This window comes from Burkholderia sp. ZZQ-2 (assembly GCF_050768715.1).
GTDB classification, from domain to species: domain Bacteria; phylum Pseudomonadota; class Gammaproteobacteria; order Burkholderiales; family Burkholderiaceae; genus Burkholderia; species Burkholderia cepacia.
The window spans coordinates 1-25,993 of sequence record NZ_LDVA01000288.1 but is presented as its reverse complement, the minus strand read 5'-3'; the positions used below and the strand labels follow the sequence as shown (position 1 = coordinate 25,993).

26 protein-coding genes are annotated in these 25,993 nt (G+C 65.5%); 11 read left to right on the top strand and 15 right to left on the bottom strand.

The annotated features are described in order from the left end of the window. Nucleotides 1-76: 76 nt before the first annotated feature. From ABY44_RS24060 to ABY44_RS24050, 3 genes are all read right to left on the bottom strand, one after another. Nucleotides 77-547 carry a DUF2269 family protein gene (locus ABY44_RS24060; protein WP_021159932.1) on the bottom strand — a complete coding sequence of 157 codons (471 nt, stop codon included), beginning with the start codon at nt 545-547 and terminating at the stop codon, nt 77-79. Next, complete coding sequence (locus tag ABY44_RS24055) at nt 544-1,863, bottom strand: SDR family oxidoreductase (RefSeq protein ID WP_060173994.1); 1,320 nt, start codon at nt 1,861-1,863, stop codon at nt 544-546. Before ABY44_RS24055 ends, ABY44_RS24060 begins: the two co-directional genes overlap by 4 nt. 88 nt (nt 1,864-1,951) lie before the next feature. After that, entirely contained in the window at nt 1,952-2,485 is a 534-nt protein-coding gene (locus ABY44_RS24050) for a GbsR/MarR family transcriptional regulator (RefSeq protein ID WP_006480371.1), read from the bottom strand. A gap of 161 nt (nt 2,486-2,646) precedes the next feature. On the opposite strand from ABY44_RS24050, the gene fabV reads away from it, so the two are divergent. Beyond that, the gene (gene fabV / locus ABY44_RS24045; protein ID WP_021159934.1) at nt 2,647-3,849 is read left to right on the top strand and encodes an enoyl-ACP reductase FabV; all 1,203 of its coding nucleotides are present in this window, start codon (nt 2,647-2,649) and stop codon (nt 3,847-3,849) included. A 64-nt stretch (nt 3,850-3,913) separates the two neighbouring features. Here fabV and ABY44_RS24040 read toward each other — a convergent pair whose 3' ends face one another. Beyond that, nucleotides 3,914-4,618, bottom strand: a complete 705-nt coding sequence (locus ABY44_RS24040) for an SDR family oxidoreductase (RefSeq protein WP_048023522.1) — start codon at nt 4,616-4,618, stop codon at nt 3,914-3,916. A 346-nt stretch (nt 4,619-4,964) separates the two neighbouring features. Between ABY44_RS24040 and ABY44_RS24035 the strand changes: the two genes are divergently transcribed. Further along, a complete protein-coding gene (locus ABY44_RS24035) occupies nt 4,965-5,549 on the top strand; it encodes a TetR/AcrR family transcriptional regulator (RefSeq protein WP_060173995.1) in 585 nt (194 codons plus the stop codon). A 46-nt stretch (nt 5,550-5,595) separates the two neighbouring features. On the opposite strand, the gene ABY44_RS24030 is transcribed toward ABY44_RS24035, so the two are convergent. From ABY44_RS24030 to ABY44_RS24020, 3 genes are all read right to left on the bottom strand, one after another. Beyond that, entirely contained in the window at nt 5,596-6,174 is a 579-nt protein-coding gene (locus ABY44_RS24030; RefSeq protein WP_027790388.1) for a membrane protein, read from the bottom strand. A gap of 275 nt (nt 6,175-6,449) precedes the next feature. Further along, nucleotides 6,450-7,235, bottom strand: coding sequence for a YhfC family intramembrane metalloprotease (locus tag ABY44_RS24025; RefSeq protein ID WP_060173996.1), 786 nt, complete (start codon nt 7,233-7,235; stop codon nt 6,450-6,452). Nucleotides 7,236-7,246: 11 nt separating this feature from the next. Then, entirely contained in the window at nt 7,247-7,777 is a 531-nt protein-coding gene (locus ABY44_RS24020) for a GNAT family N-acetyltransferase (protein WP_060173997.1), read from the bottom strand. 203 nt (nt 7,778-7,980) lie between these two features. On the opposite strand from ABY44_RS24020, the gene ABY44_RS24015 reads away from it, so the two are divergent. The 3 genes from ABY44_RS24015 (at nt 7,981) to ABY44_RS24005 (ending at nt 9,399) form a co-directional block, all read left to right on the top strand. Next, on the top strand, nt 7,981-8,346 hold the full coding sequence (locus ABY44_RS24015) for an ArsR/SmtB family transcription factor (RefSeq protein ID WP_060173998.1): 366 nt from the start codon (nt 7,981-7,983) through the stop codon (nt 8,344-8,346). Next, a complete protein-coding gene (locus ABY44_RS24010; protein ID WP_060173999.1) occupies nt 8,318-8,803 on the top strand; it encodes an SRPBCC family protein in 486 nt (161 codons plus the stop codon). Before ABY44_RS24015 ends, ABY44_RS24010 begins: the two co-directional genes overlap by 29 nt. 119 nt (nt 8,804-8,922) lie before the next feature. Then, nucleotides 8,923-9,399, top strand: coding sequence for an SRPBCC family protein (locus ABY44_RS24005; protein ID WP_027790383.1), 477 nt, complete (start codon nt 8,923-8,925; stop codon nt 9,397-9,399). A 31-nt stretch (nt 9,400-9,430) separates the two neighbouring features. Here ABY44_RS24005 and ABY44_RS24000 read toward each other — a convergent pair whose 3' ends face one another. The 4 genes from ABY44_RS24000 to ABY44_RS23985 all read right to left on the bottom strand — a co-directional run bounded on the left by ABY44_RS24000 (nt 9,431) and on the right by ABY44_RS23985 (nt 14,220). Continuing rightward, nucleotides 9,431-10,564: an amidohydrolase family protein gene (locus tag ABY44_RS24000; RefSeq protein WP_060174000.1), complete on the bottom strand. Its 1,134-nt coding sequence runs from the start codon at nt 10,562-10,564 to the stop codon at nt 9,431-9,433. A 1-nt stretch (nt 10,565) separates the two neighbouring features. After that, entirely contained in the window at nt 10,566-11,873 is a 1,308-nt protein-coding gene (locus ABY44_RS23995; RefSeq protein ID WP_059699828.1) for an MFS transporter, read from the bottom strand. A gap of 83 nt (nt 11,874-11,956) precedes the next feature. Next, entirely contained in the window at nt 11,957-13,237 is a 1,281-nt protein-coding gene (locus tag ABY44_RS23990) for a CaiB/BaiF CoA transferase family protein (RefSeq protein WP_059699830.1), read from the bottom strand. Beyond that, nucleotides 13,234-14,220, bottom strand: a complete 987-nt coding sequence (locus ABY44_RS23985) for a hydroxymethylglutaryl-CoA lyase (protein WP_060174001.1) — start codon at nt 14,218-14,220, stop codon at nt 13,234-13,236. Before ABY44_RS23985 ends, ABY44_RS23990 begins: the two co-directional genes overlap by 4 nt. A gap of 172 nt (nt 14,221-14,392) precedes the next feature. On the opposite strand from ABY44_RS23985, the gene ABY44_RS23980 reads away from it, so the two are divergent. The 3 genes from ABY44_RS23980 (at nt 14,393) to ABY44_RS23970 (ending at nt 17,173) form a co-directional block, all read left to right on the top strand. Continuing rightward, nucleotides 14,393-15,214, top strand: coding sequence for an IclR family transcriptional regulator (locus ABY44_RS23980; protein ID WP_060174002.1), 822 nt, complete (start codon nt 14,393-14,395; stop codon nt 15,212-15,214). Nucleotides 15,215-15,366: 152 nt separating this feature from the next. Continuing rightward, a complete protein-coding gene (locus ABY44_RS23975) occupies nt 15,367-16,005 on the top strand; it encodes a 2-hydroxychromene-2-carboxylate isomerase (RefSeq protein ID WP_060174110.1) in 639 nt (212 codons plus the stop codon). Between the two features lie 475 nt (nt 16,006-16,480). Further along, nucleotides 16,481-17,173 carry a phosphatase PAP2 family protein gene (locus tag ABY44_RS23970; protein ID WP_021164300.1) on the top strand — a complete coding sequence of 231 codons (693 nt, stop codon included), beginning with the start codon at nt 16,481-16,483 and terminating at the stop codon, nt 17,171-17,173. A 99-nt stretch (nt 17,174-17,272) separates the two neighbouring features. On the opposite strand, the gene ABY44_RS23965 is transcribed toward ABY44_RS23970, so the two are convergent. From ABY44_RS23965 to ABY44_RS23955, 3 genes are all read right to left on the bottom strand, one after another. Next, entirely contained in the window at nt 17,273-17,932 is a 660-nt protein-coding gene (locus tag ABY44_RS23965) for a glutathione S-transferase family protein (RefSeq protein ID WP_021164299.1), read from the bottom strand. 124 nt (nt 17,933-18,056) lie between these two features. Next, the gene (locus ABY44_RS23960) at nt 18,057-19,127 is read right to left on the bottom strand and encodes a rhodanese-like domain-containing protein (RefSeq protein WP_060174111.1); all 1,071 of its coding nucleotides are present in this window, start codon (nt 19,125-19,127) and stop codon (nt 18,057-18,059) included. Nucleotides 19,128-19,251: 124 nt separating this feature from the next. Beyond that, nucleotides 19,252-19,905, bottom strand: a complete 654-nt coding sequence (locus ABY44_RS23955; RefSeq protein WP_027790373.1) for a peroxiredoxin — start codon at nt 19,903-19,905, stop codon at nt 19,252-19,254. A 641-nt stretch (nt 19,906-20,546) separates the two neighbouring features. On the opposite strand from ABY44_RS23955, the gene ABY44_RS23950 reads away from it, so the two are divergent. Genes ABY44_RS23950 through ABY44_RS23940 form a run of 3 tightly spaced genes read left to right on the top strand, consistent with a single transcriptional unit; the run spans nt 20,547 to nt 24,522 of the window. Then, the gene (locus ABY44_RS23950) at nt 20,547-23,246 is read left to right on the top strand and encodes a type VI secretion system Vgr family protein (protein ID WP_081072781.1); all 2,700 of its coding nucleotides are present in this window, start codon (nt 20,547-20,549) and stop codon (nt 23,244-23,246) included. Next, the gene (locus tag ABY44_RS23945; RefSeq protein ID WP_230948854.1) at nt 23,243-24,022 is read left to right on the top strand and encodes a hypothetical protein; all 780 of its coding nucleotides are present in this window, start codon (nt 23,243-23,245) and stop codon (nt 24,020-24,022) included. Before ABY44_RS23950 ends, ABY44_RS23945 begins: the two co-directional genes overlap by 4 nt. Further along, a complete protein-coding gene (locus tag ABY44_RS23940; protein WP_155637977.1) occupies nt 24,019-24,522 on the top strand; it encodes a hypothetical protein in 504 nt (167 codons plus the stop codon). Before ABY44_RS23945 ends, ABY44_RS23940 begins: the two co-directional genes overlap by 4 nt. 178 nt (nt 24,523-24,700) lie before the next feature. Here the strand turns inward: ABY44_RS23940 and ABY44_RS23935 are convergent. Further along, a protein-coding gene (locus ABY44_RS23935) for an IS3 family transposase (RefSeq protein WP_166488176.1) occupies nt 24,701-25,899 on the bottom strand; the annotation gives its coding sequence in 2 pieces (ribosomal slippage) (nt 24,701-25,584 and nt 25,584-25,899; 1,200 coding nt in all). Nucleotides 25,900-25,993: the final 94 nt, after the last annotated feature.

Here is a 25,993-nt window from a genome sequence, read left to right as displayed (position 1 = left end):
TTTGCGTGCATCGTGAATCGATCGACTGCTTTCCCGCACGCCGTACCGCCGCTCCCGTGCGGCGGCGGCCACGCGCTTACATCGGCTTGAGCACCATCAGGAAGTAGACGGACAGCATCGCGAAGAACGCCGGGTAGCCGAGCAGTTCCCAGCGCTTCGCATAGCGCCAGTAGCGCTCCGGCAATGCGGCGTCGCCGTTCGCATGGGCGAGCTTCGCCATCGACGCAAGTTCGAGCTGCAGCCACACGACCGGCAGCCAGCACGCCCCGGCGATCGCATACAGCACGATCGATGCGAGCAGCCACGGCGTATGCCACGGCCAGCCGGCGGTGTGCGCGAGCCAGAGCCCGGATGCCGGCTGGAAGATCACGGCCGGCGTCGTGAACCACCAGTCCGCGCGCACCACGAGGCGCGACACGGCCGCGATCGCGGGCACCGACTGCGTGCGGTTCGCGAAAAAGAGGTAGAACGCGGTGCCGAAGCCGGTGCCGACCAGCAGCACCGAGGACAGGATGTGAAGCGCCTTGATGACGAGATAGGTATTCATGCTTGTTCTTCTTCTGAAAAAAGGATCAACAGGATCGCGAGAATCGGCACGTTCTTGAGCACGGGGCCGAACGGCTCGGCGAGCAGCGCCGGCATCGTGACCGCGATGACGGCCGAGTACGCGACGATCAGCGCCGCTTGCGCTGCCCACAGGCGCCGTGAAGGCGCGGCGACGGTCGCGATGCCGAACGCGAAGTCCAGCGCGCTGGCCGTGTACAGCGCGATCAGCGCGGGCAGCCCCGTGAGGTGCGCAGGCGCGAGCAGCGCGAGGCTCGCGGGCAGCGGATGGATGAACGCGCTGGCGATGGCCGTCCAGATCCACACGATCGCGAGCGCGCCGCGCAGCAACGGCCGACGCCACATCGCCAGCGCGTCGCGACGCAGCGCGGCGGCTTCCGTGCCGATGAAGCCGTCGATCCCGCGCGGCGGCCGGCCGAGCATGGTCGTGACGGCGGCCGGATCGCCGGTGTTCCCGCCACGCAGCATCGTCCACGTGTCGCGCGTGAACATCGCGCCCGGCAGCGTGCCGAGCAACGCGGCCGCCGCGCCGGCCAGCGGGCCCGGCAGCGTCACGCGGGCGGCCGGCGGAAATCCCAGCGCGGCACGGTAGCGGGCCAGCATCTCGCGGTATTCGACTTCGTCGTTGCCGACCACGTCGATCACCGCGCGACCGGCCGCCGACGCATCGCCCGGTTGCACGACGAGCCGCGCGACGACTTCGGCGAGATCGTCGACGTGCACGGGGTGCAGCCGCTGACGGCCGCCCGCCGGCAGCACCTGCACGGGCAGGCTCGCGAGCATCCGGAAAAACCGCGCGGACGCGCCGTCCGTGCCGTAGACGAGCGCGGGCCGCACGATCCTGAAGTCGATCGGCAGCGTCTGCAGGAAGCGGTCGGCGGCCAGCTTGCTGGCGAAGTAGCGCGTGCCGCCGCGCTCGACGCCGAGCGCCGAGATCTGGATCACGCGCCGCACGCCGGCGCGGCAGCACGCGGTAAAGAGTGCGCACGGCGCGGCACGGTGCACGGCGTCGAGCGTCGCGCCGCGCCGATCGGCGAGGATGCCGACCGCATTGATCACCACGTCGACGCCCTTCAGCCGCGCGAGCCACGCGTCGGGATCGATGTCGGCGGCGAAGTCGATCGCGACGTCGCACGGGCCGGCCGCATGCCGCACGCCGCGCAGCACGCGATGGCCGCCGGCTTCGAGCTGCGCGCACAGTGCCCGCCCGATGAAGCCGTTCGCGCCGCACACGAGGACCGTCATGCGGCGCGCCCCGGTGCGGCCCTGCGGGCAGGTCGACGGCAAGACAACGTTCATTTTCATCCTCTACTTACAGTTATTTCTGTACAGACAGAAATACGAACCCCAAAAAAAGCGGGCTGCCTGCCCGCACTGCGCGTAACGCTTACTTCGACGGCTTGCGCCTGACCGTCTGGCTGATCTTCGCGCCGATGCCGAGCGCCTTCATCAGCGTATCGGGCTTGAGCCGCAGCATCTCGTCCGACCAGGTCGTGAGCGTCTCGACGAACTGCAGCGTGTCGCGGATGCGCTGCTCGGTCTCGCGGCTCTCGTTCGCGATCTCCGGATTCGTCAGGCAATCGCGCAGCACCGTGAGCGTCGGCTCGATCTCGCGCTGCCGCCGCCCTTCGACGATCAGCTTGAACAGTTCCCAGATGTCGGTCGACGTCTCGAAGTGGTCGCGGCGATCGCCCAGCACATGCACGACCTTCGCGAGCCGCCATGCCTGCAGCTCCTTCAGGCTCGTGCTGACGTTGGAGCGCGCGACGTTGAGCGTCTCGGCGATCTCGTCGGCCGCGACCGGCCGGCCGGCCAGATACAGCAGCGCGTGGATCTGCGAGACGGTGCGGTTGACGCCCCACCGCGAGCCCATTTCGCCCCAGTGGAGAATGAATCGTTCGGCAATCGGTGTGAGTTCCATGGCGTGAAATTTAGGCATTTCAGTTATTTCTGTCAAGAGAGAAATAACCGGACGATCCGCCAGGTTCCGGCCGCGCCCGCCCGCGATCGGCCGCTTCCATTACAATGCGCGGGATTTTTCCGATTTCAGGCCGTTTCTGCCTTTCTGACTAGAGGGTTTCCATGATCATCAAACCGCGCGTGCGTGGCTTCATCTGCGTGACGACTCATCCGGTCGGCTGTGAAGCCAACGTCAAGGAACAGATCGACTACGTGACTTCGCACGGCCCGATCGCCAACGGCCCGAAAAAGGTGCTCGTGATCGGCGCGTCGACCGGCTACGGCCTCGCCGCCCGGATCTCGGCCGCATTCGGCTCGGGCGCGGACACGCTCGGCGTGTTCTTCGAGCGCGCCGGCAGCGAAACGAAGCCGGGCACGGCCGGCTGGTACAACAGCGCCGCGTTCGAGAAATTCGCCGCCGAAAAAGGGGTCTATGCGCGCAGCATCAACGGCGACGCATTCTCCGACAAGGTCAAGCAGGTCACGATCGACACCATCAAGCAGGATCTCGGCAAGGTCGATCTCGTCGTCTACAGCCTCGCGGCGCCGCGCCGCACGCATCCGAAGACGGGCGAAACCATCAGCTCGACGCTCAAGCCGATCGGCAAGACGGTCACGTTCCGCGGCCTCGACACCGACAAGGAAGTGATCCGCGACGTCACGCTGGAACCGGCGACGCAGGAAGAGATCGACGGCACCGTCGCCGTGATGGGCGGCGAGGACTGGCAGATGTGGATCGACGCGCTCGATGAAGCCGGCGTGCTGGCCGACGGCGCGAAGACGACCGCGTTCACGTATCTCGGCGAGCAGATCACGCACGACATCTACTGGAACGGCTCGATCGGCGAAGCGAAGAAGGATCTCGACAAGAAGGTGCTGTCGATCCGCGACAAGCTGGCCGCGCACGGCGGCGATGCGCGCGTGTCGGTGCTGAAGGCCGTCGTCACGCAGGCGAGCTCGGCGATCCCGATGATGCCGCTGTACCTGTCGCTGCTGTTCAAGACGATGAAGGAAACCGGCACGCACGAAGGCTGCATCGAGCAGGTGTACGGGCTGTTCAAGGACAGCCTGTACGGTGCGACGCCGCACGTCGACGAGGAAGGCCGCCTGCGCGCGGATTACAAGGAGCTCGATCCGCAGGTGCAGGCGAAGGTCGTCGCGCAATGGAACCACGTGACGAACGACAACCTGTACGAGCTGACCGACTTCGCCGGCTACAAGACCGAGTTCCTGCGGCTGTTCGGCTTCGAGATCGCCGGCGTCGACTACGACGCGGACGTGAACCCGGACGTGAAGATCCCGGGCATCATCGACACCACGGCCTGACGGCCCGACCCGCCGCCCGTACCGCATACGCGGCGCGGGAGGCGGGTTCGAGGCTCCGGCGGCGTCAACGCGGCGCCGGTTCTTCCAGATAGACGCCCGACGACAGCGTGGCCTTCACCTGCCGCGTGAACTCGTCGGTCGACACTTCTTCTTCCCCTGCTTCGATCGCTTCGTACGCCTGGCGCACGACGTCGGCCGGCGTCGCCTTCGGCACGTCGAGGCCGGCCGTCAGGTCGGTATCGATGAAGCCGGCATGCAGCCCGACGACCTGCGTGCGCTGCTCGCGCAGCGAATGGCGCAGCCCGTTGGTCAGCGCCCACGCGGCCGATTTCGACACGCCGTAGCCCGACAGGATCGGCCGGTTCACCCAGCTCGCGACGGACAGGATGTTCAGGATCGCGCCGCCGCCATGGCCGGCGAGGATGCCCGCAAACGCGCGCGACATCGCCAGCATCCCGAACACGTTGGTTTCGAAGTGGTCGCGCAATGCGTCGGTCGCACCGTCGTCCGTCAGGCTGCCGAGTCGCGCGATACCCGCGTTGTTGATCAGCAGCGTGACGTCGCGCGCCGCGTCGGCCGCCGCCGCGACGGCCGCCGGATCGGTCACGTCGAGTTTCACCGGCACGACGCCCGGCAGCGTCACGGTGGCCGGATCGCGCGCCGCCGCATAGACCTTGCGCGCCCCTCTCGCAAGCGCCTGCTTCGCGAACTCGAGCCCGAGCCCGCGATTCGCACCCGTGACGAACACCACTGCACCTTCGATCTTCATGACGCTTCCTTTCGCATGATGAATCGCATGCGCGCCGGCTCGCCGCGCGCGTGAGATCCGGTGAAAAACCAGGCTGCCATTGCGTTCCGAACCGGTACGCCGCCGGCAGACGGCGAGCCGCCCGTTGCCCGATACACGTGCCCCGGCGGCGCCCAAGACGCCGATCGATTGCCATCGGCCGCTCCGGCAGCGGCTTTGCACCCTCCGCCAAGTCGGCTACACTCGATGTCAATGTCGATCACCATTGTCTTTGCCGTGCATTGTGTTCACGCAATCCGCTCATGTCAATGGTGGTCGCCATTGTGATTTTCAATCGACGCGATCGGCAAAAATCAGGGAGGGATCGATGGGCGTTTCAAGACAGCAGGCTGCCGAGAACCGGAGCGCGATCGTTGCAGCCGCCGAGCGGCTGTTCCGCGTGCGCGGCGTCGACGCGGTAGGACTCACGGAGCTGATGAAGGAAGCCGGCTTCACGCAGGGCGGCTTCTACAACCACTTCAAGTCGAAAGACGCGCTGGTCGCCGAGGTGATGGAAAAGGCCATGCAGGACCGCGCGGATTCGCCGAACGCCGGCAGTCTCGACGCGCAGGTGGCGTCGTATCTGTCGGCCGCGCATCGCGACAACGTCGAGGCCGGGTGCCCGCTGTCCGGTTTCGCGGGCGATGCGCCGCGACTGACCGATGCGGCGCGTGCGTGCTACGCGCACGGCCTCGCCACGTATCTCGACCGGCTGGAACGGATGGTGGCCGTCGAAGGCCGGACGCCGGCGCAGACGCGTCGCGACGCGATCGCCGTCTTCAGCCAGATGGTCGGCGCGCTCGTGCTGTCGCGCGCGATCGCCGGCACCGAGCCCGCGCTGGCCGACGAAATCCTCGCGGCGGGGCGGGACGCGCTCACCGCCGGGCGCGACGATCCGGTCGCGCCGGCATGACGGGCAGACGGCGGGGCAAGACGGCGCGCTCGGCGCCCTTGCCCCGCTATTCGACCGCCCGCGCGGCCTCCCACAGCGGCTGCCCGCCCAGCGCCGCATGCCATGCGCCGAAACGCGTGCGCCACGCTTCGAACGGCTCCGCCAGCGGATGGCGCGGATCGTCGCTGAGCGAATACGCCATCCCTTCGATCAGCCAGCGCGGCTTGGTCACGACGGCCAGGTTGCCGAGCACTTCCGCTTGGCGGTGATGGATCAGCTCGTGCGCGAGAAAGTAGGTCTGCCAGCCGCGCGGTGCGACAACCACGCCGAAATTCCCGAGCGTCAGCGCCGCGCGCTGGCCGAGGCCGAATGCATCGGCGCACGCGCGGGTCGAACAGAACACGACGCGCGGCGCTTCCCGGAACGCACCGACGGCTGCCGCCGCGCGCGCATAACCGTCGCGATAGAGCTGCCGTGCGTCGCCGAGCCTCGCGGCATCGTCCGTGCAGATATCGGCGCTCGGGCACGACACGCCGGGGACCAGCGCAGGCGCGACGACGCGCAGCGGCTTGACCAGCGCATACGCGGCAATCGGCAGCGCGACAAGCAGGCCCGTGAGGGCGTAGACGATATGGGAGCGTTTCATCGAGGCGGGGGTTCCGGGGCGTGCTGCTGAAATCTTCCTGCGTGACTATATCGGACTGGCGACGTCCCCGGCCCTGCCTGATTTCCCGGATGGAGCCCGGTCGCCCCGGGCCCCTGCGCTCGCCGCGACCGGGGAGACATTCCGGCGCTTGCCGTTCAGACCTGCCGTTTCGTCGAACCGGGGACCTTTTACCCGCTGATGCCGCCTGGATAATCAGAAGCGCCGGCCATCCGGCGGCCGAACCCGCTGCAAACAGCGGACACGCCCCCTGCCCGTCACGCGACGTGCCCCGTGCTCGCGCCTCCGGCACCCGCCGCCCGGCGGCTCCAGCGAATGCCCAGCAACAGGAGCACGACACTGCACACGAACAGGGTCGCCTCGACCAGCACCGTATCGACATGCCAGTACCGCGTCAGCAGCACGACAACGAGGTCGAACACGAAATGAAGCGCAATCGCATACACCAGCCAGCGCTTCGTTCCGCGCACGAACGTCTGCAGCACGATCAGCGACAGCCCCACATGCGCGGCCAGCGCGCTCGTGCGCTCGAGCAACGCGAGAACGGGCGACGCGAGCGTCATGCCCGCGAACTGCGACCCGACCAGCGACTGCACGCCCTCAGGCACCACGACACCCGCGTGCGCGAGCAGATAAGCCGTGCCGAGCGCGAGAAACCCGACGCCGACCAGCAGCATCGCCTCCAGTCCGCCGTGCCCGAGCCCGAGCATCACGGCCGTCGGCGCATCATGCCGCTTCGGCAGCAGATACCGGAAGGCGACCCAGCGCCCGCATTCCTCGAAGAGCCCGGCCGTCAATGCCGCGAACACGAGCATCGGCAGGTGCCAGCGCGGGTCGTGAGCAAGCCAGCGGTACAGCGGAATCTGCCACGACATGCGCAGTACCGGCTGGAACACGAAGAAGGTCAGCATCCCGTAGAAAAACACGCGAAGCGGCACCTGCGTGCGGCGTCGCCACGCGGCCGCGAGCCACGCAGGCGCGAGCAGCGCGACGAGACCGGCCGCGAGCGTAAGGAACAGGAGCGCGGGAGCGACGGGCTGCATCGCGCGCCCCGTTACGCGAGTTGCTTGTGGAAAACCGTCGTCGCGCAGGGCGTGCCGTCGGGCATCAACGCATAGTTCGGCACGACGCCGACGCGCTGCCAGCCGGCCCGCTCGTACAGCCGCTCGGCGTCGCCGCCCGTCACGGTATCGAGCACGAGCACGGTCTTGCCTGCGTCGCGCGCGGCCGCGTCGGCCGCCGCCATCAGCCGCCCGGCGATGCCCTGCCGGCGCGCGTGCCGCGACACGAGCATCTTCGCAATATCCGCGCGATGCGGCTGGTTCTCCGGCTGCGCGGTCACGACCTGCACGGTGCCGACGATCCGGCCGGCCGCGTCCTCGGCAACGAGCAGGATGCGCTCGCCGTTCGCGACGCCGTTCGCGACGTGGGTCCAGAACGCGACGGCGGTCGGCCGCCCGATCGGCAACATGAAGCTGACGGACGCGCCGCCCTCGACGCAATCGATCAGCACGTCGGCCAGCGCATCGACGCAGGTCATCGCTTCGCCCGCGTCGACGCGGCGGACGGTAACGGATTCGGTCATGCCATCCCCGTAATCAGGTGGGCCGCCCGCACGGGTTCGGCGGGCGGCCGGATCGGAAAGAACACCGGCCGATCGTCGCGGCTCGCGCAACGGCAGCAGGCATGCGGCGATACCGCGCCCGGTCGGCGCGTGTTACCGCCCCATCATCCTACGCGACGAAAATTTCCGTTGCATCGCCGTTCGCATTGCCTACACTTAGCCACATGGCTAACTTTCAACCCGGCATCAGCGACGTCTTCCACGCCCTCGCCGATCCGACGCGCTGCGCGATCGTCGGCGCGCTCGGCCAGGGCGAGCGGACTGTCTCCGCACTAGCCGAGCCGTTCGACATGGCGCTGCCGTCGTTCATGAAGCACGTGGCCGTGCTCGAGCGCAGCGGCCTCGTGCACACCCGGAAATCCGGCCGCTCGCGCACCTGCACACTGGTCGGCAGCCGGCTCGCCGAGGCCGAGGCATGGCTCGCCGCGCAGCGCGCGCTGTGGGAAGCACGATCCGATCGTCTCGTCGAATTCGTCGAACGCCGTCACCAGGAGGAGCACGATGTCAGCCAGCCCCGTCGACCCCGCTGAAGCCCACGATCTCGTCATCACGCGCACGTTGCACGCGCCGCGCCACGCGCTGTGGCGTGCGTGGACCGACCCCGAACTGCTGAAGGAATGGTGGTGCCCGAAACCGTGGACCACCGAAGTGCGCGCATTCGACCTGCGTCCGGGCGGCGCTTTCCACACGTTCATGCGCGGCCCCGACGGCGGCACGAGCGACAACCCCGGCTGCTTCCTCGAAATCGTGCCCGAATCGCGCATCGCGTTCACGTCGATGCTCGCGGGCGGCTGGCGGCCGCAAGTGCCGTGGATGGGGTTCACGGCAGTCATCACGATGGCCGACGACGATGCGGGCAGCCGCTACGAGGCGCGCGTGATGCATCCGGACGCCGCCACGCGCGAGCGCCATGAAGCGCTCGGCTTCTTCGAGGGCTGGAACACCTGCATCACGCAGCTCGACGCCTTCGCGGCCGCGCTGCGCTGAGCGCGGCCGGGTGCGCGCTCATTGCATGCCGCCTCGTGCGCGCCTAGGATTCCTGAAGGAAGCGCGACGACACGCCGGCCGCCGACGTGCACCGTCGCGCGCGCTCCGCGGGAGGCGACATGTTGCACACGCACACGCATTCGACCCGGGTCAGCCGGCACCTGAACGCCCCGCGCGGGCGCGTCTACCGCGCGCTGCTCGATCCGCACGCAGTCGAACAATGGAAGGTGCCCGACGGCATGACGTGCCGCGTGCATGCGTACGACGCGCGCGAAGGCGGCGCGCTGCGCGTGTCGCTGAGCTACGACGCACCGTCGGCCGGCACCGGCAAGACCACCGCGCGCACCGATACCTATCACGGCCGCTTCGTCACGCTCGTGCCGGACGAGCAGATCGTCGAGATCGACGTGTTCGAAACCGACGATCCGATGCTGCGCGGCGCCATGACGATCACGATCACGCTGTCCGACGAAGCGGGCGGCACGCGCGTGGACGCCGTGCACGACGGGGTGCCGCCCGGCGTGCCGGTCGCCGACAACGAAACCGGCTGGCAAATGGCGCTGGCGAGGCTGGCGGCGCTGGTGGAAGCGGAGTGAGCAAGCGCCGGGCCTGTCGTCGCGACGCGCGTCAGCCGAGCCGGTAAGCCCGCGTGACCGTGCCGCGGAACAGCGCGTCGCGCTCGTCCGGGCTTGCCTGCGCCGTCAGGCGCTTGAACGCATTCCAGCCGTTCACGAACGAATACGAGCCCTTGTCGACCGGAAAATTGCTCTCGAACATGCAGCGCTCGGGGCCGAACGCGTCGATGCAGGTCATCATCCACGGCTTCCACGCGTCGGCGAGTTGCACGGAAGACGGCGGCCGCGCGCCTTTCTCGAAATCGAAGCCGTTGATGCGCATCCCGAGCCCGCCGACCTTCACGTACACGTTCGGCAGCCGTGCGAGCGCGCGCATCGACGCCGACCAGCGCTCGAACACCTCCGGCCGCTTGTCGGCATAACTCGCGATCCGTACGACGCCGCCGCAGTGATTGACGATGATGCGCGTATCGGGATTCGCCTTCGCAAGCTCGAACAGTTCAGGTAGCTGGGGAAAGAACAGCCACGCGTCGTACGACAGCTCGAGCGGCGCGAGTTGCGCGACGCCCGCCCGGTACGCGGAATCGAGCAGCATGCCGCGCGGCACCGCCGATAGCGGATTGGCGAGCGTCGGATCGGCATCCCAGGTCGTCAGGTGACGAACGCCGCGAAACCGCCCGCGTCCGGCTTCGAGATGTGCTTCGAGCACCTCGCGCACGCGCTCGCCGAGACGCAGGTCCGCATGGCCGACGATGCCTTTCGCGACAGCCGGACGGCCGTGCTGCTGCAACGGCTCGGTCACGCCGGCAACGTAGGCCGTCTCGCCCGCCGGCTTCAGTTCGACCGGGCCCGCATCGCGATAGCGCGTCTGCGCCTGCATGTAGACGGACGCCTGGAGGTTGTGGCCTGAGCGCGCGTCCTCCAGATAGTCGTCGAGCATGTAGATCCAGCCCGGCCGCTCATAGAAATGATGATGCGCGTCGACGATCGGCAGGTCGGGCTCGAGCACGGGTTCGAGCGCCGACGCGAGCCAGTCGGGGCGGACCGCCAGATAGTTGCTTTGCGTCGTCATGCGGGAAACTCCCTCCTGGGTCGCCGCGCGCGTCTCGGTGAACGCGGGCAGCGCGAGCGATGCGGCGGCCGCGCCGAGCAGCCGGCGCCGCTTGATCGAAAGCGTCGTGTCCATGTCATTCGCTCCGGTCGAACGCATACAGCGACAGCGTCAGCAGCGTCGTGATCGCGAGCACGATCGCGAGGCCGAGCATGCCGGCGGTAAAGGTGCCGAAGCCGTCCTTCAGGTAGCCGACGAGATAAGGGCCCGCGAAGCCGCCGAGCGCGCCGATCGAGTTGATCAGCGCAAGCCCGCCGGCCGCCGCCTGGCCGGACAGGAAGCGCGAGGGCAGCGTGTAGAAGATCGTGCGGCCGGCGATCGTGCCGACCAGCGCCAGCGTGATGCCGGCGAGTGCGGGGCCGAGCGTCAGGAAGTGCGTCGAGACGCCGAGCGCCACCGCGCCGATGAACAGCCCGATCGCCAGGTTCGCGACCGGGCCGCCGCGACGGTCCACGCGCTTCGCCCACCACAGCAGCGCGACGGTCGCGAAGAAGTACGGCACCGCGGACAGCCAGCCCGTCTGCATCGTCGACATGCCGTGCGCCTTGAGCATCTGCGGCAGCCAGATGCCGATCCCGTAAGAACCCATTGTGAAACCGAACGAGATCAGTGCGAGCACGTACACGCGCACGTCGCGCAGCGCGACACCGAAGCGCTTCTTGCGGCCGGCGGCCGCGCCTTCGCGCTCGAACGCGCGCTGCAGCGCGGCACGCTCGTCGCTCGACAGCCACGCCGCATCCGCGGGCGAATCGGATAGCAGCTTCAGCACGAGAAAACCGAGCGCGCACGCCGGCAGCCCTTCGACGATGAACATCCATTTCCAGCCGGCCAGCCCGAGCGCGCCGTCGAGCTGCAGCAGCCACGTCGACAGCGGCCCGCCGATCAGCGACGACAGCGGCGTCGACACGGTGAACCACGCCAGCACCCGCGTGCGGTAGCTCGCCGGAAACCACACGGCGAGAAAGAAGATCACGCCCGGAAAGAACCCGGCTTCCCCGATACCGAGCAGCAACCGGATCGCATAGAAACTCGTCGGCCCGGTCGCAAGCGCGGTCGCGGCCGCCATCACGCCCCACGTGATCATGATGCGGGCGAGCCAGCGGCGCGCGCCGAAGCGGTACAGCGCGAGATTGCTCGGCACCTCGAACACGCAGTAGCCGGCGAACATGATCCCCGCGCCCCAGCCGAACTGCGTCGCCGTCAGCCCGAGATCGCGGTTCATCGTGAGCGCCGCGAACCCGACGCTCGTGCGGTCAAGGTAATTGAAGAAATACGCGAGCGCGAGCAGCGGGATGAAGCGCCATGCGGCCTTGCGCACGGCCCGCTGCTCGATCGATGCATCGGTCTCGCGATCGGCGGCCAGCGCCGGGAATGCGGATGTCATGGTTGTCTCCGTGGGGATGACGATCCTCGCCCGCGCGTGGCGCGGTCGGGACGCCTTTGTTCGATCAGGGGATCGCGGCCGCGCTACGCGCTCGCCAGTTCGTTCGGCGACGGCGCGCCGCCCGCCGCCGCGCCGTCCGCGTCGTGCCGCCCGGCCACGACGCCGGCTTCGATCAGCGCGCGCGCCTCGTCCGGCGTGTAGCCGAGTTCGCCAAGCAGCGCGCGCGTGTCTTGCCCGAGCGCCGGCGGCGCCGAGCGCAGCCGCAGGCGCTCGCCCGCGAGCGTGAGCGGCAGCAGCGCGGTGCGCGTGTCGACCGGCCGCCCGGCGCTGCTCGCATCGGCCGGCAAAGTCACGTCCGCGAGGCCACCCGTCGCCAGCAGGTGCGGATCGTCGAACAGGTCCTGCGGCTTGGTGATCGGTGCATACGGCAGGCCGATCGACTCGAAGATCGCGCCGATTTCCGCGGCCGAATGCGGCGCGAGCCGCGCGCGCAGTTCGGGCAGCAGCCACTCGCGCGCCTGCACGCGCAGGTTGTTGGTCGCGAGGCGCGCATCGTCCTTCAGCGCAGCCAGCCCGAACGCATCGCAGAACAGCGCCCACTGCGTATCCGACACGACCGCGAGAAAGATCTGCTCGCCGTCCTTCACGGAGAACACGTCGTAGACGGCCCACGCGGAAATCCGGCTCGGCATCGGCGATGCGGCCTGCCCCGTCACCGCGAACTGCATCATGTGCTGCGCCACGAGGAACACGTTGTTTTCGAACAGCGAACTCTGCACCTGCTGGCCGCGCCCGGTGCGCTCGCGCTGCGCGAGCGCGGCCATCGCGCCGATCGCGCCGAACATGCCGCCCATGATGTCGTTCACGCTCGCGCCCGCGCGCAGCGGCCGCCCCTCCGGGCCGGTCATGTACGCGAGGCCGCCCATCATCTGCACCACCTCGTCGAGCGCGGTGCGATGCTCGTACGGCCCCGGCAGGAAACCCTTGTGCGACACGTACACGATGCGCGGATTCAGCGAGTGCAGCGCCGGATAACCGAGGCCGAGCCGGTCCATCGTGCCGCTCTTGAAGTTCTCGCTGAACACGTCCGCCGTCGCGACGAGCCGCAGCACGATCTCGAGCCCGCGCGGATCCTTCACGTCGACCGCGAGGCTTTTCTTGTTGCGGTTGAACATCCCGAAGAATCCCGCGCCCGAACCGCGCAGCGCGCGCGTGCTGTCGCCGGCGATCGGTTCGATCTTGATGACTTCCGCGCCGAGATCCGCGAGCAGCATCCCGCAGGTCGGGCCCATCACCATGTGCGTCATCTCGATCACGCGGACGCCGGCGTACGGCAGCATCGAAGCGGGTTGGCGGCCGTTCATTGCGCGACTCCCGCCAGGCATCCTTCCGGTTGCGGCGCGGCTGGAGAACGGCCGTCCGCGTAACGGAAGCCCTTCGGCAAACCGGCGTCCGGCACATGGCCGTACAACGCCTCGGCCGGCAGCGCCGCGTGCAGGATCGCGCGCGCGGCGAGCAGGGCGTCGACGTCGATACCCGTGTCGAATCCCGACGATTCGAGCAGGAACACGAGATCCTCGGTGACGATGTTGCCGGTCGCACCCGGCGCATACGGGCAACCGCCGAGGCCGCCCTGGCTCGCATCGATCGTCGTCACGCCCGCGTCGAGCGCCGCGACGACGTTGGCGAGCCCCTGCCCGCGCGTATTGTGGAAATGCGCGCCGCCCGCCTTGTCGCCGACTTCCCGGCGCAGCCGGGCAAACAGCCGGCGCACCTGCGCCGGGTTCGCATAGCCGCTCGTGTCGGACAGCCCGATCTCGTCGACCCCGCATTCGGCCATCGCCACCGCCATCGCGATCGTCTCGTCGTCGCTGACGGCGCCCGCGATCGTGCAGCCGAACGCGACCGACACGCCCGCCTCGATCTGCACCGACGGGAACCGCGCATCGCGCAGCGCGACGATCGCGCGCACCTCGTCGATCATCTGCGCGGGCGTCTTGCGGATATTCGCCAGCGAATGCGCCTCCGTCACCGATACCGGCAGCGTCAGCTTGTGCACGCCTGCTTCGAATGCGCCCTCGGCGCCGCGCAGGTTCGGCGCGAGCGCGGCGACATGCAGCCCGGGAATCGCCAGCGCATGCGCGACGACCTCACGCACGTCGGCCATCTGCGGCAACAGCCTCGCCGGCACGAACGACCCGACCTCGATCTCGCGCAAGCCGGCCGCGGCCAGCGCCGTGATCCAGCGCAGCTTGCCGGCCGTCGGCATCACGGCCCGGATGCTCTGCAGGCCGTCGCGCGGCCCGACCTCGCTGACCAGCACCTTCGGATATTCGGAAACGCTCATTTGATACTCCATCGTTCCATCTGAAAGAACATCGTTCTGTTAGATAGAACTCTAAGCGTGCGTCGAACGCGCTGTAAGCGGGGTATACCCGTGAAATTGCGATTTTCTGGAACTTGAGTTCTGCCAGACAGAACGATATAGTCGACCGATCATCCTCTGAAGGAAGCAGGCAGTGCCTACGACTCACACCGATCACGCCGGCAGCGAGCCCGATTCGCCGGCCGAAGAAGCGTCCAGCGGCGTCGCCGTCCTCGATCGCGCGTTCGCGATCCTCCGCGCCTTCGGGCAGACCGACGACCGGCTGTCGCTCGCGGAGCTGTCGCGCCGCACCGGGCTGTACAAGAGCACGATCCTGCGCCTGCTCGCCGCGCTCGAGCATGGTGGCTTCATGCGCAAGCTCGACGACGGCCAGTACGCGATCGGGCACGAGCCGCTGCGGCTCGCCGCGCTGTACCAGCGTTCGTTCCGGGTCGGCCCGGTGGTCGAGCCGCTGCTCGAAACGCTCAGCCGCGAACTCGGCGAAACGGCATCGTTCTACGTGCGCCAGGGCGACATGCGCTCGGTGCTGTACCGGGTCGAGCCCGCCCGCGCGGTGCGCGTGTCGATTCGTGTCGGCGAGGAATTTCCGGTTCGCCAGGGCGCGTCCGGGAAAGTGCTGCTGGCGTTCACCGACACGCAGGATGCGCAATGGCACGATGTGCGCGAACGACTCTGGGCCGCGTCGTACGGCGAGCGCGACCCCGAGACGGCTTCGGCGTCCGTACCCGTGTTCGGTGCGGCCGGCGAGTGTGTCGGCGCGCTGACCGTATCGGGCCCGAAATCGCGGCTCGCCGCCGCACCGGCCATGGCGGCAGCGCTCGCGCTGCTGCTGCCGCTCGCGCAGAAGGCGACCGTGGCGCTCGGCGGCGCAGGCGCACGCTACGACGCGGCGGCCGTACGTGACAGCCTCGCGCAGTTCGCGCCGGCAGCAGGCCACGACGACACGGCGTCATGACCGGCGGCGCGCGCACCGCCACGCAACAGCGCTACAGCAACAACGCAAAGGGCAGCCGCGTGCGACACTGGCCGCCGATGCATGCATCGCGCGCCGCCTGCGGGCGTGCCGCGCATGCCACCGCCAACCGGACACCCATGAGGGCAGCCACCATGAACGCCGCGCGCACCGCCATCTGGTATTTCGATTTCGTGTCGCCATTCGCCTACCTGCAGCAGGAACAGTTCGACCGGTTGCCGGCCGCCGCCGCGTTCGAGCCGCGGCCCATCGTGCTCGGCGCACTGCTCTCACACTGGGGCCAGAAAGCGCCGGCCGAGATCGCGGCGAAACGCGTCTTCACCTATCGCCACGCGCAATATCGCGCGGACAAGCTCGGCATTGCGTTCCGGATGCCGCCCGCGCACCCGTTCAATCCGATCAGGCCGCTGCGTCTCGCGATCGCGATGGGCAGTTCGCCCGACGCGATCCGCCGGATCTTCCGGCATATCTGGCGCGACGGCCGGGACGTGTCGACGCCGGAAGGCTTCGCCGCACTGTGCGAAGCCGTCGGCTTCCCGGAAGGCGTGACGGCCGTCGAAGCCCAGCCGGTCAAGGACGCGCTGCGCGCGAACACCGACGATGCGATCGCGCACGGCGTATTCGGCGTGCCGACCTTCGAACTCGACGGCGACCTGTTCTGGGGCGAGGATGCGACCGACATGTTCGCCGACTGCGCGACGTCGCGCGCATGGCTCGATTCGCCCGAAGTGCGCCGCATCAGCGCACTGCCCGAAGGCATCCGGCGCGGCTGACGGCGCCGCGGCCGCCCGGCGCTCGCGGCACGAATCCGGCGCCGCCGAATTTCCGCACCGCACGCACGTGGCGGGCAGCCCCACAGGGCTTGCCCGCCTTTTCTTTTATTTTCGATCGGCGCACGCATGACGCCGCGCGACCCGACAGATTCGCGCGCATCCGGCGCGAGAACCGCTCATCCGGTGCAAGATCCACACCGGCCCGCGCGACTGTCCAGTTCTACCGATTATTTTTCCGATGGTCGCGCGCATCGACGCGGAAATATCGGACGATTCCGATCCCCCCGCCACACGGCGCCCGCCCATCCGGCCCCATCGCAAAGCCCCGTTTCATCAGGGGATTCCCGGTATTTTTTCGCATTTTCTTCGAAATAACGGGTGACATACTTGCCCCCCGTTGCGCTCCGGTGCGAGCGCGCTTCCAGATCCGGCCGGCCGCGCGCGATGCATCGGGCGTCCGCCGGGATCGCACGACATGAACAATTTCGATACCACGATCCAGACCTTCCTCACCCACATCACGTTCGGACCGCTGATGAATCACGCGATCCGCGTGATCGCGGGCTTGTACACGTTCAAGGGCTTCGTGCTCATTCCCGTGCTGTGCTGGCTGTGGTTCCAGCCGGGCCCGAACCGCGAGCGGCAACGCGAGCTGGTCGTCGCGACGATCGCGAGCGGGCTCATTGCGCTCGCGTTCGGCCGGCTGCTCGCCCAGGTGCTGCCGTTCCGCGTGCGGCCGATCTACAACCCCGAACTGCACCTGCACTTCCCGTCGGCAGGCCTGCGCGCGGCCACGCTGCAGGCATGGAGTTCGTTTCCCAGCGATCACGCGATGCTGTGGATGGCGATCGCCACCGGCATCTTCATCATCGCGCGCCGCGTCGGCGTGCTCGCGCTGCTGTATGCGGTCGTGTTCATCTGCGTACCGCGTGCCTATCTCGGCTTCCACTACCCGACCGACCTGATCGCCGGCGCCGCGATCGGCATCGCGATCGCGTGGCTGCTGACGCGCGACGCGATCCGCTCGCGCTTCGCGCCGCAGGTGCTGGCGACGATCCGGCGCTTCCCCGCGCCGGCCTATACGCTCGCGTTCCTGCTGTGCTTCGAGCTGATCACGCAGTTCGACGAACTGCTGACGCTCGCGCAGTCGGCCACCCGCACGATGTAACGGGGGACGCCGCGATGCTGCCGCTGCTTTCGTTCCGTCGCCCCGGCACGCGCTGCCGGCCATGCGCGGCGTCGGCGCGCCGCGCAACGCCCGCGCCGTTCAGTCGCGATCGGGCGCGCCCAGCGGAAAGAACGGGCGATACGGCCGCGCCTCGTCGACCGCGCGCGCAAACGACGGCCGCGCCAGCAGACGCTTGCGATACGCGATCACGTTCGCGAACGACGGATCGATCCGGTGCGTCCAGTCCGCATAGAACAGGAACGGCGCCGCGCCGCAGTCGGCGAGGCTGAAGCGGTCGCCGGCCGCCCATTCGCGATCGGCCATCTTCCTGTCCAGCCACGCATACGACGTGTCGAGCATCGCGCGCGCATCGGCGACACCGCGCGCATCGCGCTCGGCTTCCGGCCGCAGCGCGTCGAACACGACCTTCTGCTGCGGCGTCGACACGTAGTTGTCGAAGAAACGATCCATCGTGCGCACCTCGAGCGCCGCGTGCGGATCGTCGGGCAGCAGCCGCACGGGGCCCGGATGGTTCAGGCCGAGGTACTCGATGATGATGGACGCCTCGATCACGGTGCGGCCGGCATCGACCAGCACCGGAAAGCGCTTCAGCGGCCACAGCGCGGCCAGTTCCTGCATCGGCTTCGGATCGTCGTGCGCGAGCACGCGATACGCGAACGGCGTGCCGTTCTCGTACAGCGCGGTCAGCACCTTCTGGCAGTAGGACGAAAAGGGATGGGCGTAAAGCGTCGGTATCATCGTGCGGTCTCTCCGGGTTTCGGCGCCGCGTCGTGCGGCGCCACGTGATCGGATACCTTGACGACGAACGGCACCCGGCCGTTTCGACAGCGGTCCGGAATTTTTTGTCGTGCGACTTGTGCCGTTACGACCGGCCGTCCATCACGACGCGCCCCTCGGCACGCCAGCGCAGCATCCCGCCGCCGAGATTGGCAACCGTGTCGAAGCCGGCTTTCAGCAGGATCACGGTCGCCTGCGCGGATCGCCCGCCGGCCCGGCACACGGTCACGACCGGCCGGTCGCGCGCGATCTCGCCGGCACGCGCGGCCAGTTCGCCGAGCGGAATCGGCATCGCGCCGGGCAGGTGACCGAGCGGGCCCGTGAATTCGTCCGGCTCGCGCACGTCGACCACCTGCACCGCCTGCAAATGATCCTCGAGCCATTGCGGATCGATTTCCCAGAACCCGGCGAACGTATAGACGAGCGGCGCCCAGTCGGGTGCCGCCTGCGCATCGGGCGCGTTCGCGGCGACGCCGCATTGCAGATTCGCCGGCACCGCGACATCGATCTGGCGCGGGTGCGCGAGCCCGAGGTTGCGCATGTAGCCCGCGAAATCGTCTTCGCTCAGATCGCCGCCGAGGCGCGGATTGAAGCGCCGCTCCTCGCCGACGCTCGTCACCGTGAGCCCGCGATAGTCGTGCGCCGGATACAGCAGGCACGCGGCCGGCAGCGTGAAAAGCCGGCCGTGCACCGCGCGATACAGCGCGCGCGGGTCGCCCTGCTGGAAGTCGGTGCGGCCGGTGCCGCGGATCAGCAGGCAATCGCCGGTGAACGCCATCGATTCGTCGTCGAGCACGAGGCTGATGCAGCCGCTCGTGTGGCCGGGCGTCGCGCGCACGGTCAGGTAGCGCGCGCCGAACGCACAGCGGTCGTCGTCGTTCAGGTAACGATCGGCGCCCTGCGCGCCGCTCGCGGCCGAGATCGCGATCGTGCTGCCCGTGCGCTGCTTCAGCAGCCACGCGCCCGTCACGTGATCGGCATGCACGTGCGTGTCGACGGTCGCGACGAGCCGCAGCCCGAGCTCGTCGAGCAGCGCCGCGTCGCGGCGCACCTGCTCGAACACCGGATCGATCAGCAGCGCTTCGCGCGACGCGCGGTCGGCGAGCAGGTACGTATACGTCGACGATTGCGGGTCGAAGAGTTGCCGGAAGATCATCGCGAAATCGCTCCGTCGCTGGTTGATGCGCATTGTCCGGCCCGCGCCGCCGCTGTCGCCGCGGCCGCCGCGCGGGCCGCCCCGTCGTGGTCCTGCACTGCCGGCATCCGGCCGGCACGGCGCGTCAGCCCGGCTGCGTCACGTAACGCAGGTACGGCTTCAGCGTCCGGAAGCCCTGAGGATATTTCTGCTTCGCCGCATCGTCCGACACCGACGTCGGAATGATGACATCGTCGCCGGGCCGCCAGTTGACCGGCGTCGCCACCGTATGCTGCGCGTTGAGCTGCAACGCGTCGAGCAGGCGCAGCACCTCGTCGAAATTGCGTCCCGCGCTCATCGGATAAACGAGCATCGCCTTGACCTTCTTGTCCGGCCCGATGACGAACACCGAGCGCACGGTCGCGTTGTCGACCGCCGTGCGCGGGCCGCCGCTCGCGTTCGGATGAATCATGTCGTACAGCTTCGCGACCTTCAGCTCGTCGTCGCCGATCAGCGGATAGTTGACCGCGTGACCCTGCGTCTCGGCGATATCCGCCACCCACTTCCGGTGATCGCTGACCGGATCGATCGACAGCCCGATGATCTTCGTGTTGCGCTTGTCGAATTCCGGCTTGAGCCCGGCCATGTAGCCGAGTTCGGTCGTGCATACCGGCGTGAAATCCTTCGGATGGGAAAACAGGATCGCCCAATGGTCGCCGATCCATTCATGAAAGCGGATCGTTCCCTCGGTGGTCTCCGCGGTGAAATCGGGCGCGTCCTCGCCTAGTCGAATCGACATGTTCGTCTCCGTCAAATGGGAATCGTCACGACGCCCGCGCCGCGGCTTGCGCGCGACGCGCGATCGTCCGCGCGCGGAGTGCAGGCATGGCACATGCCCGGGTTCCGCGCGTTCATATAGCCTAGTTCAAAATGCGCGCACCACCGGGATGCGGTGTGCGGTGTGCGTCATGCCTTGGCCGATTCCGACGACCAATGCGGCACGGCAGCACGATGCGCCGCAACCGGGCGCGCGCGCGGGCTGCCTTACACTAGCGGCTCCTCTCGTCTTACGTTCACAGGAATGCCGCCGACATGTCGATGACGATCGATCACAGATGACGTCATGAAAAATCGTTGGTCTCTACGCTAAGCCCTACGCCGGCCTTTTTTTGGGGGGGGGGGGATGACAATTTCTGATCCGCTGGATATCGGCGCAATTTCCGCAAGCGGCTTCAACGTACTCCGACCAAAGGAGTGTCGCCGCCTTGGCACAGTTTTCGGATAGGTCGCAAACTCGGGGAGCTTTGCCCACGACATCCCACTGCTTCTTCGTTTATGACCGAGCGACGCTGCTAAAATCGCAGCGACATTGCCGGGGAGCCGTCCCCGTGAGAGCGCGGGCCGTCGCTGGTCTGCAAAATACAAGAAGATGGATAACGCATGAACATGACCGAAGTGGCTCAGGCGATTCGTGGCGGCCTGATCCAGCAAGATCGCCTGCTCAAGACGAGCATCCCATCGCTGCCGGAGAACGCGCTTGTTCCGCGCCGAGCCGTGACTTATTCCGAGCTTGGCCGTGACTTCAGTGTCACGCTCGACATGGTATCGACAGCAGGCGATATTGAACTCAAAACGTTGATCGCTCAGCCGATGACGCTTTGGGTGCAGCAAGCGAACAAGTCGTATCTGCCGATCAGCGGATACATCCATACAGCTCGTAGGCTTGGTGCTGACGGAAGCCTTTCAAGTTACCAATTGGCTTTCGCTTCATGGATGCATTTCCTAAAGTTCCGCAGCGATATGCGGTACTGGCAGGACAAGAGCGTTGACGCCATCCTCACCGATGTATTCAATGCGCATCCACAAGCGCGAGGGCAATTCGAATTCGCCTTGCTGAAGACGCTCCCCTCGCGCTCGTACTGCCGTCAGAGTGAGACGGACTGGAATTTTGTCCATCGATTGATGGAAGAAGAAGGCTTGTTCGGCTTTTGGCGTCAGGACAACGAGGGGAAGTCGCATAGGTTCGTCGTGACCGATGACATTTACTCGCTTGATGAGGTCTTGCCCAAACAAGTCGGATTCTCCAGATCGGGCACAAGTAGCGAAACGGGCGCGTTTACGCAATGGGCGGGGTCGCGGACGTTGCAGAGTACCGTGTACACAACGCGCACGTTCGACTATAAGGCGCCGTCCTCTCCGGTCAATCCGAAAGGTACGACGTTGCCAACGATGGCCGGTCAAGGAAATTTGCCGGAGCAGACTGAAGTCTACGAATATACCGGTGCCTACACGTATTTGAACCAGGATCGCGGTGAGCATCTTTCGAAGATTCACCTAGAAGAATGGGAGTCGAGGGCAAAGCGATTCCTTGGTATCGGAGGTGTTCGGGCTATCGATGCCGGCCGTCGGTTCATGCTGACTGGCCATCCTGAGCACGATCATGATCAAGCCGGGCAGCGAGAATTCGCTGCGATCAAAGTGCGTCGGTACATTGAGAACAACCTGCCGTTATCGAATCACGAAGCGAACTTTCCGTATAGCTTGCAGAGCGAACTAGCACAGGCGAAGGTCGAACAAACGGGAGAGGTCGTCACTCACGAAGACGGCTCGGCTGGTTTTTATCTGGTCGAGGTCGAGGCGCAGCGCGTGACGGTTCCGTATAGGAGCCCGTTCGAGCACAAGAAGCCAGCGATGGAGTTAGAGACGGCAATCGTCGTTGGGCCGCAGAGCGAAGAGGTGTACACGGACGCACTGAACCGCGTAAAGGTCATGTTCGTTTGGGATCGACAGAACTCGGGTAACGCAAATGCCTCGTGCTGGGTGAGAGTCGCGCAGTCAGACACCGGCAGTGGCTACGGAAGCGTGCACGTTCCGAGAGTCGGTGAGGAAGTCCTAGTGGGCTACATAGGCGGAGATTGTGATAGGCCTATCGTTCTGCATCGTGTCTACAACGGTAGCGTTCAGCCGCAATGGCATAGCAACGGCATCATGTCTGGCTACCGTTCGAAGGAGTATTCGGGGAGCGGTTATAACGAAATGGTCCTTGACGATGCAACGGGGCAAAATCGCGCCAAATTGTTCAGCAGTACGGGAAATAGCTTGCTGCACCTGGGATATCTGATCGACCAGAACGGCAACTCACGCGGCTCATATCTTGGGAGCGGCTTCGATTTGAGAACCGATTCATACGGTGCCGTACGCGCTGCACAGGGGCTGTACGTTACGACGCATCAGAAGCATGCAAACAGCCTGCAGCTTGACGTCCGCGAGGCGCAACAGCAACTCGTGAACGCAGAAAGCGCGATCGAAGCGATGTCACAGGCAAGCCAGATGCATCAAGCAGAAAGTCTGGCAGAGGGGCACGGTGCTCTAAAGAAATTTACCGATGCGACACAAGACCGTGTACATGGCTCGCATGCGGGAGGCAGGACAGCAGGTGGTGGCACGGGCAGTGCGAACGGGTTTCGGGAGCCCCTCATGCTGATTGCGAGCCCGTCCGGTATTGCATTGTCTACTCAGCAATCGGTGCATGTGTCGAGCGATCAGCATACCAATATCGTTAGTGGGCAAAGCGTGTTCGTTGCCAGCGGGAAGTCGCTAGTTGCGAGCGTCGCGGAGAAAATCAGCCTGTTTGTGCAGAACGCAGGAATGAAACTGTTTGCAGCGAAGGGGAAGGTGGAGGTAAACGCGCAGGATGACAACATTGAGCTAGTCGCGCAGAAGACGGTGAAGGTGTTATCGGCGACGGCGACGATTGAGGGAGTAGCGAAAGAGGAAATTCTGCTGACATCCGGTGGTGCATATATCCGAATCAAGGATGGCGATATCGAAATTCACGCACCGGGGAAGGTCGATATCAAGGGCAGTCAGCACTCGTTTAGCGGCCCTGCGAGCATGAGCTATACGCTACCAATATTCTCTCCAATTTCTTCTGATGAGGAGATTGTCGAACAGAGCTTCGTGCTATTGGAGAACGGAATCACGCCGGTCGAAGGATATCACTATGACTTGTTCAGTGATGACGATCTCCATACGAAAAAAGGACAATATTCCTCTGGCGAAACGGTGAGCGTTTCAGGGCAATCTTCTCTGAAACTAGTCACGTGGATTGCTGGAGATTCAGCAAGGAAAAGCAAATGAGCAGCTCCAATCCTTCGGGCACACAGCCACCTACCAGCCCTACAGCACCTGCCAGCCCTGCGGCACCTGCCAGTGCCGCGTCGCCTGCCAGTGCCGCATCGCCTGCCAGTGCCGCATCACCTGCCAGTGCGGCAGCTGCCGCGAGTGCACCAGCGGCAGCTCAGCCTATTGATGCCCAGACGAAGCAACTCGCAGCGATGGCATACGGAGAAGCATCATTGCAGAACAATTCTGATGAAATGATGGCTATCGCAAGCGTGCTTGTTCGACAACGCGATGCCCGTGGCTATTCCGACATGGCCACGTTTACAAAAAACGATCCAACCTTCTCATTCGTCGTTGGCGATGGCAATGCTCGCTATAACAACATGATGAAGGCAACGGACGATCAAATCGAGAAGAATCCCGCCATGCAGGCCGCAATCAACGCCGCACGCAACGCACTTGCGGGCGGCCCAGATAAATCGAATGGCGCTTATTTCTGGGATGGCGCCGACATCAAAACAAATTACGACCGCCACTTTAAAGTGAGACACGGAGTAAAAATCACTGACCCGAGTCACAACATATACGACATCAAGGACTCAACAAAGGTCGTAATTTTGTATAAAATTACAAAAAAGAAGAATAAAAAGACGAAAAAAGTGGAAACAGAAAAAGTGGAGACTGGACGTTACGATCACGTTTACGACTCAACCGCAGGCATCGGCGGCACAATTTTCTGGAGGTACAATCAGCAGTACCTAGACGTTACGCGCGGGAGCGAATACCGATGAAGAAGATTATTTTCGCCACATCGATCATGATCGTCACCAGTATCGGATGGGCTGCCCCACCAGGTGAAAGTTTGGTTAAAAGTTGTCTTCTAGCGCGGGCAGTTATACCCTCCGTTACCATTCAGAACATCAATGTGGGCGAGGTTCTACAAGAGGATGACTACGCAGACGAATTCAACGCAAGCTACCTCTTCAAATACGAAGGTACTGATGTTGGTTACGCCGAGGGAAAGTCTGAGCAAGCATTGATCTATTCTGGAAAACTTTATCAATTTTCCAGAGCCATATCCATTGGAAATAACAACGGAATTAAACCAACATCATTTAACCCGACGTTGGCGCAATGGAGCATTGCAAAAGATGGCCGCCAGCGGTACGTCTGCGTTAGCTTTAATTTTGATGGACTTGGCCAGAGCGGCTCTTTTCAAAGAGTTCATGGTGGGTATCTCTTGAATTCAAAAACAAAAAAATTATACTTTGCCGTGCGCCATTTTAAGTAGTCTTCCGGCCATGGTCATCTGCTTAAGCGCCTGCCCTACCCGCCTTTGCTGTCAGCGCAATGCCGGCGCGATTGCCCGCGCCGGCATCATCGGTTAGAACAAACTGGCAAACTGCGCCGGACAAAGCTGCCTCGATAGCAATGGAGTTGCCCCTGTAACTCAGGACACGCGGACACCGTTAGGTTGATGACACCGCATTACGCCTGAACTCGCGAGGCGAGCGGTATTTCAAGGCTTTGTGCGGGTGGCGCTCATTGTAGTGTTCAAACGCGATAGCCAGACGCGAGAGCGCTGTTGGTGCGTCAGACTTGTCCATATAGGCGACGTAATTGTCCTTCATGGTCTTCACGAACGATTCCGCCATGCCATTGCTCTGCGGCGAACGGACCGGTGTGGTCAGCGGCTCAAGACCCAGTTCGCGAGCGAAGCTGCGCGTGCGGTGGTCGATGTAGGCCGAGCCGTTGTCCGTCAGCCATTCAATGGGCTGCGCGGCCTGCGTGGTGCCGAAGCGCTGTTCGACGGCGGCCAGCATCACGTCGCGCACCACATCACCGCTATGCCCGCCGGTCGTTGCTGCCCAGCTAATCGCCTCGCGGTCGCAGCAGTCCAGCGCAAACGTCACGCGCAGCGGCGTACCATCGTCGCACCGAAACTCGAAGCCATCGGAGCACCAGCGGGTGTTGCTGCGGTCCACCGCAACGCGACCGTCATGTCGCCGCTTATCTCGCCGCACGCCAGGGCGGCGCAGCAGCAACTGATGCTCCCGCATGACCCGATACACGCGCTTGACGTTGATGCACGGCGCACCGCTCTGCTCCCGACTGCGGCGCAGCAGCGCCCAGACACGGCGGTAGCCGTAGGTGGGAAGGTGCGCCACATGGGCCTGAATCTCCTCGACCAGCCCGGCATCGTTGGTCACGCGGGCACGGCGACCATCGCGCCAGTCGGACGAGCGAGCTCGCTTCACCGCCACGGCAGAGCGCGCCACGCCGAGAACTTCGCAGACCGTCTTCATCGGTCGTCCCCCGGCAGCAAGGGCGAGCGCGCAATCAGGTTTTTTGAACGGCCCCATTCCACGGCTTCTTTCAGGATTTCGACCTCCAGCGTCTTCTTCCCAAGTAGCCGTTGCAGTTCCTTGATTTCCTTGATGGCGGCGGCCAGCTCAGATGCCGGCACAACGGTTTCGCCTGCCTTCACCGCCGCCAGACTGCCTTCCTGGTATTGCTTGCGCCAGCCGAACACTTGGTTGGCGTTGACGCCGTGCCGACGTGCAACGGCCGACACCGACGCTCCCGGCTCCAATGTTTCCTGCACGATGGCGATTTTTTCTTGCGCCGTGCGCCGACGACGGCGCTCCGGCTCGGTCAGAATTTCGATGCTTTCCACGTAATGACTAGGCTTACTGATAGGCACAAGACTATCCCTTATTTTAAGAGAGTCCTCGTGTCCTCAGATACGTGGGGTCGCTCCA

What these genes read in the sequence shown, in the direction of transcription:
- ABY44_RS24035 (WP_060173995.1), top strand. Translation starts at nt 4,965, where the DNA reads ATGGGCGTTTCAAGACAGCAGGCTGCCGAGAACCGGAGCGCGATCGTT.
- ABY44_RS23960 (WP_060174111.1), bottom strand. Translation starts at nt 19,127, where the DNA reads ATGATCTTCCGGCAACTCTTCGACCCGCAATCGTCGACGTATACGTAC.
- ABY44_RS23950 (WP_081072781.1), top strand. Translation starts at nt 20,547, where the DNA reads ATGAACATGACCGAAGTGGCTCAGGCGATTCGTGGCGGCCTGATCCAG.
- ABY44_RS24030 (WP_027790388.1), bottom strand. Translation starts at nt 6,174, where the DNA reads ATGAAACGCTCCCATATCGTCTACGCCCTCACGGGCCTGCTTGTCGCG.
- ABY44_RS23955 (WP_027790373.1), bottom strand. Translation starts at nt 19,905, where the DNA reads ATGTCGATTCGACTAGGCGAGGACGCGCCCGATTTCACCGCGGAGACC.
- ABY44_RS23990 (WP_059699830.1), bottom strand. Translation starts at nt 13,237, where the DNA reads ATGAACGGCCGCCAACCCGCTTCGATGCTGCCGTACGCCGGCGTCCGC.
- ABY44_RS23975 (WP_060174110.1), top strand. Translation starts at nt 15,367, where the DNA reads ATGAACGCCGCGCGCACCGCCATCTGGTATTTCGATTTCGTGTCGCCA.
- ABY44_RS23995 (WP_059699828.1), bottom strand. Translation starts at nt 11,873, where the DNA reads ATGACATCCGCATTCCCGGCGCTGGCCGCCGATCGCGAGACCGATGCA.
- ABY44_RS23940 (WP_155637977.1), top strand. Translation starts at nt 24,019, where the DNA reads ATGAAGAAGATTATTTTCGCCACATCGATCATGATCGTCACCAGTATC.
- ABY44_RS24060 (WP_021159932.1), bottom strand. Translation starts at nt 547, where the DNA reads ATGAATACCTATCTCGTCATCAAGGCGCTTCACATCCTGTCCTCGGTG.
- ABY44_RS24000 (WP_060174000.1), bottom strand. Translation starts at nt 10,564, where the DNA reads ATGGACACGACGCTTTCGATCAAGCGGCGCCGGCTGCTCGGCGCGGCC.
- ABY44_RS24015 (WP_060173998.1), top strand. Translation starts at nt 7,981, where the DNA reads ATGGCTAACTTTCAACCCGGCATCAGCGACGTCTTCCACGCCCTCGCC.
- ABY44_RS23965 (WP_021164299.1), bottom strand. Translation starts at nt 17,932, where the DNA reads ATGATACCGACGCTTTACGCCCATCCCTTTTCGTCCTACTGCCAGAAG.
- ABY44_RS24050 (WP_006480371.1), bottom strand. Translation starts at nt 2,485, where the DNA reads ATGGAACTCACACCGATTGCCGAACGATTCATTCTCCACTGGGGCGAA.
- ABY44_RS23970 (WP_021164300.1), top strand. Translation starts at nt 16,481, where the DNA reads ATGAACAATTTCGATACCACGATCCAGACCTTCCTCACCCACATCACG.
- ABY44_RS24040 (WP_048023522.1), bottom strand. Translation starts at nt 4,618, where the DNA reads ATGAAGATCGAAGGTGCAGTGGTGTTCGTCACGGGTGCGAATCGCGGG.
- ABY44_RS24025 (WP_060173996.1), bottom strand. Translation starts at nt 7,235, where the DNA reads ATGCAGCCCGTCGCTCCCGCGCTCCTGTTCCTTACGCTCGCGGCCGGT.
- ABY44_RS24010 (WP_060173999.1), top strand. Translation starts at nt 8,318, where the DNA reads ATGTCAGCCAGCCCCGTCGACCCCGCTGAAGCCCACGATCTCGTCATC.
- ABY44_RS24020 (WP_060173997.1), bottom strand. Translation starts at nt 7,777, where the DNA reads ATGACCGAATCCGTTACCGTCCGCCGCGTCGACGCGGGCGAAGCGATG.
- ABY44_RS24055 (WP_060173994.1), bottom strand. Translation starts at nt 1,863, where the DNA reads ATGAACGTTGTCTTGCCGTCGACCTGCCCGCAGGGCCGCACCGGGGCG.
- ABY44_RS23945 (WP_230948854.1), top strand. Translation starts at nt 23,243, where the DNA reads ATGAGCAGCTCCAATCCTTCGGGCACACAGCCACCTACCAGCCCTACA.
- fabV (WP_021159934.1), top strand. Translation starts at nt 2,647, where the DNA reads ATGATCATCAAACCGCGCGTGCGTGGCTTCATCTGCGTGACGACTCAT.
- ABY44_RS24005 (WP_027790383.1), top strand. Translation starts at nt 8,923, where the DNA reads ATGTTGCACACGCACACGCATTCGACCCGGGTCAGCCGGCACCTGAAC.
- ABY44_RS23985 (WP_060174001.1), bottom strand. Translation starts at nt 14,220, where the DNA reads ATGAGCGTTTCCGAATATCCGAAGGTGCTGGTCAGCGAGGTCGGGCCG.